Annotated in this window: 6 protein-coding genes; all 6 read right to left on the minus strand. The window is 61.8% G+C overall.

Going from position 1 to position 6,675, the window contains the following annotated elements; all coding sequences use genetic code 11:
- Window positions 1–62: 62 nt before the first annotated feature.
- The 6 genes from AC1DRJ_RS16900 to AC1DRJ_RS16925 all read right to left on the minus strand — a co-directional run bounded on the left by AC1DRJ_RS16900 (window position 63) and on the right by AC1DRJ_RS16925 (window position 6,554).
- Window positions 63–611, minus strand: coding sequence for an adenine phosphoribosyltransferase (locus tag AC1DRJ_RS16900; RefSeq protein ID WP_477803161.1), 549 nt, complete (start codon window positions 609–611; stop codon window positions 63–65).
- Between the two features lie 79 nt (window positions 612–690).
- A complete protein-coding gene (fnr, locus tag AC1DRJ_RS16905; RefSeq protein WP_223511748.1) occupies window positions 691–1,425 on the minus strand; it encodes a fumarate/nitrate reduction transcriptional regulator Fnr in 735 nt (244 codons plus the stop codon).
- 126 nt (window positions 1,426–1,551) lie between these two features.
- Window positions 1,552–2,934, minus strand: a complete 1,383-nt coding sequence (gene hemN / locus AC1DRJ_RS16910; protein ID WP_477803165.1) for an oxygen-independent coproporphyrinogen III oxidase — start codon at window positions 2,932–2,934, stop codon at window positions 1,552–1,554.
- Between the two features lie 250 nt (window positions 2,935–3,184).
- Window positions 3,185–3,868, minus strand: a complete 684-nt coding sequence (locus tag AC1DRJ_RS16915; RefSeq protein ID WP_477803162.1) for a sulfite exporter TauE/SafE family protein — start codon at window positions 3,866–3,868, stop codon at window positions 3,185–3,187.
- Window positions 3,861–4,079 (minus strand): cbb3-type cytochrome oxidase assembly protein CcoS, encoded by a 219-nt coding sequence (gene ccoS, locus AC1DRJ_RS16920; protein ID WP_477803163.1) that lies wholly within the window; start codon window positions 4,077–4,079, stop codon window positions 3,861–3,863. Before ccoS ends, AC1DRJ_RS16915 begins: the two co-directional genes overlap by 8 nt.
- Before the next feature lie 24 nt (window positions 4,080–4,103).
- Entirely contained in the window at window positions 4,104–6,554 is a 2,451-nt protein-coding gene (locus AC1DRJ_RS16925; protein WP_477803164.1) for a heavy metal translocating P-type ATPase, read from the minus strand.
- Window positions 6,555–6,675: the final 121 nt, after the last annotated feature.

A 6,675-nucleotide genomic window follows, 5' to 3' on the forward strand; every position in this document is an offset into this window, starting at 1 on the left:
GTATGACAAAGAGCAAATGTGGGAGTGAGCCTGCTCGCGATGGCGATTTTGGAGGCGCCGCCTTACTTATCGCTCAACGCAAACTGCGTCAGGCAGAACGTCGCAATGCCCATATCTTCCAGCCGCTGCGACCCGCCCAGCTCCGGCAAATCAATTATCGCCGCCGCTTCATGAACCCGCGCGCCCATGCGTCGAATCAGGTTCGCCGCCGCAATGAGCGTGCCGCCCGTGGCGATCAGGTCATCGAACATCACCACCGAATCGCCCTCGCACAGGCTGTCGGCGTGCACTTCCAGGAACGCTTCGCCGTACTCGGTCGCGTAACCTTCAGCCAGCACGTCGGCCGGCAGTTTGCCTTGCTTGCGGAACAGCACCAGCGGCTTGTTCAACTGATAGGCGAGCACCGAACCGATCAGGAAGCCACGTGCATCCATCGCCCCGATGTGGGTGAAGTCGGCTTCGACGTAGCGATGGGCAAAGCTGTCCATCACCAGGCGCAGGGCCGTGGGGGATTGGAATAACGGTGTGATGTCACGAAAGATCACGCCCGGCTTGGGGAAGTCGATCACGGGGCGGATCAGGGATTTGATGTCGAAGGAGTCGAAGACCATCGTCGAGGTGTCCTGGCAGGCTGCAAACGTCGCAGTATAACGGCGGCTGAACCGTTTCGCTCAGCCGCGAGGGTTACCATCAGCCTTCGACAGAGCCGCCGGCCAATGCACAGAGTTGGATCGGGTCAAGGATATGGATTTCCTTGCCTTCGGCCGCGATCAATTCGTTCTGCTGGAAACGGGTGAAGACCCGGGACACGGTTTCGACTGCCAGCCCCAGGTAATTGCCGATTTCATTGCGCGACATGCTCAGGCGGAACTGGTTGGCCGAGAAGCCGCGGGCGCGAAAACGTGCCGACAGGTTGACCAGGAACGTGGCGATGCGCTCGTCGGCGGTTTTTTTTGACAGCAGCAACATCATTTGTTGATCTTCACGAATCTCGCGGCTCATGACACGCATCAACTGACGGCGCAGTTGCGGCAGTTGCAGGGCCAGTTCGTCGAGGCGGTCGAAAGGGATTTCGCACACTGATGTCGTTTCCAGCGCTTGCGCGGACACGGGATGTTTTTCAGTGTCCATGCCCGACAGGCCGACCAGTTCACTCGGCAGGTGGAAGCCGGTGAGTTGCTCTTCACCGCTGTCGCTCAGGCTGAACGTCTTGAGGGCGCCGGAGCGTACTGCGTAGACGCAATCGAAGGTGTCGCCCTGGCGAAACAGGAACTCGCCTTTTTTCAGAGGGCGGCCACGCTTGACGATGTCGTCCAGCGCATCCATGTCCTCCAGGTTCAGAGACAGCGGTAAACACAGCGGGGCGAGGCTGCAATCCTTGCAATGGGCCTGGTTATGAGCACGCAGTTTGACTGGCTCGGACATTTCTTCAATCCTTGTGGGAAAACACACATAAGACGTAAGGGTAACCCACAGGAGGGCGTTCCGGCCAGTTTGCGCAGATATTGTCCTGAGACGATATAAGGCCATGTTTGGTAGTGCTGGGAAAAGCTAGATCACCCTTGAAAACCGTTGGTGGTTTAGCTCTTGCAAATAGGCATCGAACACCATGCACACCGACCGCACCAGCAAACGACCGGCCGGCAGTACGGTGATCCGTTCGTTGTCGAGTGTGATCAAACCGTCATCGGCCATGGTCTGAAGCTGCGGCCACAGTTGGCCGAAGTAGCCGCGAAAGTCGATGTTGAAGGCCTCTTCGATCTCGACGAATTCGAGGCTGCAAATGCAGATTAGCTGCTGTATCACCGCCCGCCGCAACCGGTCATCGGCGTTACACACCAGGCCGCGACTGGTGGCCAATTGAGCGGCGGCCAGGGTGTTCTGGTATTGCACCAGGTCGCTGGTGTTCTGGCAGTACAGATCGCCGATCTGGCTGATGGCTGACACCCCCAAACCGATCAGGTCGCAATGACCGTGAGTGGTGTAACCCTGAAAGTTGCGTTGCAGGGTCGATTCTTCCTGGGCAATCGCCAGTTCGTCGTCGGGCAGGGCAAAGTGGTCCATGCCGATGTAGCGATAGCCGGCTGTGGTCAGTTGTTCGATGGTGCGCTGGAGCATTTCAAGCTTCTGCGCCGGTGTTGGCAGCTCGTCGCTGTTGATGCGCCGCTGCGGCATGAAGCGTTCCGGCAGGTGCGCGTAATTGAACACCGAAAGCCGGTCCGGTTGCAGGTTGATGACTTCATCGACCGTGCGGGCAAAGTTTTCGGGCGTCTGCCTGGGCAAGCCATAGATCAGATCGATGTTGATCGAACGAAATTGCAGGGTTCGGGCGGCGTCGATCACTGCGCGGGTTTCTTCCAGGCTTTGCAGGCGATTGACCGCTCGCTGCACCGCCGGGTCGAGGTCTTGCAGGCCAATGCTGACGCGGTTGAAGCCCAGTTCGCGTAGCAGGCCCATGGTCGACCAATCGGCTTCGCGAGGGTCGATTTCGATGCCGTAGTCGCCGGAATCGTCATCCAGCAAATTGAAGTGTTTGCGTAACTGGGCCATTAGCTGGCGCAGTTCATCGTGGCTGAGAAACGTCGGGGTGCCGCCGCCAAAGTGCAGTTGTTCGACCTTCTGCGCCGGATCGAGGTGACAGGCGATCAGCTGGATTTCCTGCTCAAGGCGCTGCAAGTAGGGCAGGGCCCGGCCACGGTCCTTGGTGATGACTTTGTTGCAGGCGCAGTAGTAGCAAATGTTCGCGCAGAACGGGACGTGCACGTACAGCGACAACGGACGCATCGCCTTGCGGCTGTCGCGCAGCGCGTGGAACAGGTCGAACGAGCTGACCTGACTGTTGAATTGCACCGCAGTCGGGTAAGAAGTGTAACGCGGTCCCGCCAGGTCATAACGGCGGATCAGATCGGTGTCCCAACGAATGGCGTCGAGCATCATGCGGGCGTTCCCCCGGATAGGCTGGCAGTGACTGCGAGTCTAGGGGGCAGGGCGGCTGGGCATGTTGATTTGTGTCAACGGTGAGCACGGACCTGTAGCAGCTGCGGAGCCTGCGAGGCTGCGTTCGGCTGCGAAGCTGACGTGAAATCAGACAATTCGGTGCTTCAGGAAAACCTCGCATTCAGGGTTTACGACTGCTTCGCAGCCGAACGCAGCCTCGCAGGCTCGGCAGCTGCTACATGTTGGTCTAATGCCCCATAAGCCAGTGCTGATGTGGCCCCGGCAAGGTCCAGATGCCGAACACCATCACCAGCAATCCACCGGCCATGCGCACACTGCGTTTGCGCAACAGCGCCGTCACCCGTTCAGCGGCAAGGCCCGTGGCAAGCAGCACCGGCCAAGTGCCCAGACCGAACGCGAGCATCAACAAAGCGCTGTCCAGCGCATTGCCCTGGCTGGCCGACCACAACAATGTGCTGTAAACCAACCCGCACGGCAACCAGCCCCAAAGCGCGCCCAGCAGCAAGGCGCGGGGCAGGCTCGACACCGGCAGCAGTTTGTTGGCAACCGGCTGGATATGTCTCCATAGGCCGCGGCCCAGGCTTTCGATGCGGGTCAGGCCGCTCCACCAGCCGGCGAGGTACAGGCCCATGGCGATCAGCAGCAAACCGGCGATGACCCGCATAAACATGGCAGCCGGACTGTTGGCCACAGCCCAGCCCGCCAGGCCGATCAGCAGGCCGGCCGTGGCATAACTGAGGATTCGTCCCAGATTATAGGCGAGCAACAGCCGAAAGCGCCGGCTGCGTTGTTCTTTGGGAATCGCCAAGGTCAGCGCGCCCATCAAGCCGCCGCACATGCCCAGGCAATGGCCGCCCCCGAGCAAACCGAGAATCACCGCAGACACCAGCAATGGTGCCAATTCAAACATGAGGCGGCGCCTTGTCGTCCGGCTTGGCCGGATGGCCGCTGGCTTCTTCGACCGCTGCTTTGTGAGCCGGGTCCTGGTCGTCGAACAGAATGCTGTGGGCCGGGCCGTCGAGGTCGTCGTACTGACCGCTGTCGACCGCCCAGAAGAAGATATAGACAGCGATGGCCACGAGCACCAATGCGGCCGGGATCATCACGTATAGAGCTGGCATGGTGGACTCCATGCCCGCGCTGGCTCAGGCCGGCAGCGGGCGGGTTTCTGGCGTGGGGCTGGCAGGCGGCGCACTCGGCAGGCGAGTCAGGCGCAGGGCGTTCAGCACCACGGTCAACGAACTGATCGACATGCCGACAGCGGCCCACACGGGTGTAATCCAGCCGAGGGCGGCGAACGGCAACATGAGGCCATTGTACAACCCGGCCCACAACAGGTTCTCGATGATTATCCGACGGGTTCGCCGCGCCAGGCTGAAGGCTTGCACCAGCGCGTCGAGGCGGTTGGACAGTAACACGGCATCGGCGCTGGTTTTCGCCAGATCAGTGGCCGAGCCCATTGCCACGCTGATGTCGGCCGCGGCCAGCACCGGCACGTCGTTGACCCCGTCACCGAGCATCAACACCTTGCGGCCTTCCTTGTGCAGTTGTTGCAGGACCTGCAGTTTATCGTCCGGCCGTAAACCGCCACGGGCCTCGTCGATACCCAGTTCGGCGGCGACGCTCGCAACCATCGGCGAGCTGTCGCCGGACAGCAACAAGGTGCGCCAGCCCCGTGCCTTGCAGGCCTGCAATAACGCCGGGGCATCTGCGCGCAACCGGTCGTCGAGGACAAACCACGCCAGAGGTCCGTGACTGTCGCCGAGCAACAACCATTGGCCCGCTTCATCGGGCATCAAGGGCACGGCTGCACCGCTGAGCTCGCAGACAAAACCTGGCTGGCCAATGCGCAATCGCTGGACGCCGACCAAGCCTTCAAGACCCAAACCCGGCGTACTGTGGACTTCTTCGGCGGCCAGTGGCGCGCGGCCAAAGGCGCGGGCGATCGGGTGTTCGGAACGGTTTTCCAATGCGGCAGCGAGGCTCAGGCACTGGTCAGTGTCGAGTGCGCCAAGGGGGCGGATAGAACGCAACGCCAGGCGACCCTCAGTGAGGGTGCCGGTCTTGTCGAAGATCACCGTGTCGATCTGGTTCAAGCCTTCCAGCACATGACCGCGGGTCAGCAGCAGGCCGAGTTTGTGCAGCGTGCCGGTGGCGGCGGTGAGCGCGGTTGGCGTCGCGAGGGACAACGCGCAGGGGCAGGTGGCGACCAGCATGGCCAGCACGATCCAGAAGGCGCGCGATGAATCGAGTTCCCACCACAACAGGCCAATGACAGCCGCGGCAATCAGCGACAACAGCAAAAACCACTGTGCGGCGCGGTCGGCGATTTCCGCCAGGCGCGGCTTTTCGGCTTGCGCGCGGTCCAGCAGGCGGACAATGGCGGACAGCCGCGTGTCCTGGCCCAGTGCCAACACTTGCACGGTCAACGCCCCTTCAACGTTCAGCGTGCCGGCGGTTACTGCGTCGCCGGGCGTTCGTGGTTGCGGCAGGTATTCGCCGGTCAGCAACGATTCGTCAATGCTCGATTGGCCATCGAGGATCTTGCCGTCGGCCGGCAGGATCGCGCCGGGGTGGACCAGCACCTGATCGCCCACGCGCAATTCGCTGAGCAGGATTCGCTCGCTCTGGCCATCAGCGCTCAGGCGCAGGCATGAAGCGGGCAGCAAGTTGACCAGTTGTGCGGTCGCGGCGGCGGTGCGCTCTCGGGCCCGGCGTTCCAGATAGCGGCCGGCGAGCAGAAACAGTGCAAACATCCCCACCGCATCGAAATACAGTTCGCCGACGCCGCTGATCGAAGTCCAGATCCCGGCAAGGTAGGCGCTGCCAATTGCCAGTGAGACCGAAACGTCCATGGTCAGGTGGCGGGTGCGCAGGTCGCGCATGGCACCTTTGAAAAAAGGTGCGCAACTGTAGAACACAATCGGAGTGGTCAGAAACAGCGCGACCCAGCGCAAAATGGTGTGCATTTCGGGGCTGAGGTCGATGTTGAATTCCGGCCAGGTGGCCATGGTTGCCATCATCGCCTGGAACCACAGCAGCCCGGCGACACCGAGTTGACGCAAGGCCAGACGGTTTTCGCTGGCCAGTTGTTCGCTGGCGCGGTCGGCCTGATACGGGTGAGCGGCATAGCCGATGTGGCGCAATTCACTGAGGACCTGACTCAGCGGCAATTGCGCATCGGCCCAGCGTACGTGCAAGCGATGGTTGGACAGGTTGAGGCGCGCTTCGGCCACTGCCGGCAAGCCGCGCAGGTGTTTCTCGATCAACCAGCCGCACGCGGCGCAGCTGATGCCCTCCATCAACAGCGTGGTCTCGGCGAGGTCGCCGTCATGGCGTACGAACGGCGCTTGCACGTCGGCACGGTCGTACAGCGCCAGTTCGTCCACCAACTGCACTGGCAAGCCTTCGGGGTTGGCCGAGGACTCGCTGCGATGCTGGTAATAGCTTTCCAGTCCACCCGCCACGATTGCCTCGGCCACCGCCTGGCAACCCGGGCAGCAAAACTCGCGGGTTTCACCCAAGACCGCAGCGGTGAAGCGGCTGCCGGCCGGGACGGGCAGGGCGCAGTGGTAGCAGGGGGTTGGAGTGGTCATGGGGTTTTCACAGGGTGTTGTCCGATGATCGTTCCCACGCTCTGCGTGGGAATGCCTCCCCGGACGCTCCGCGTCCGCTTCGGCTGGGACGCGGAGCGTCCCTGGCTGCGTTTCCACGCAG

The sequence above is a fragment of the Pseudomonas sp. P5_B2 genome, from assembly GCF_056400445.1.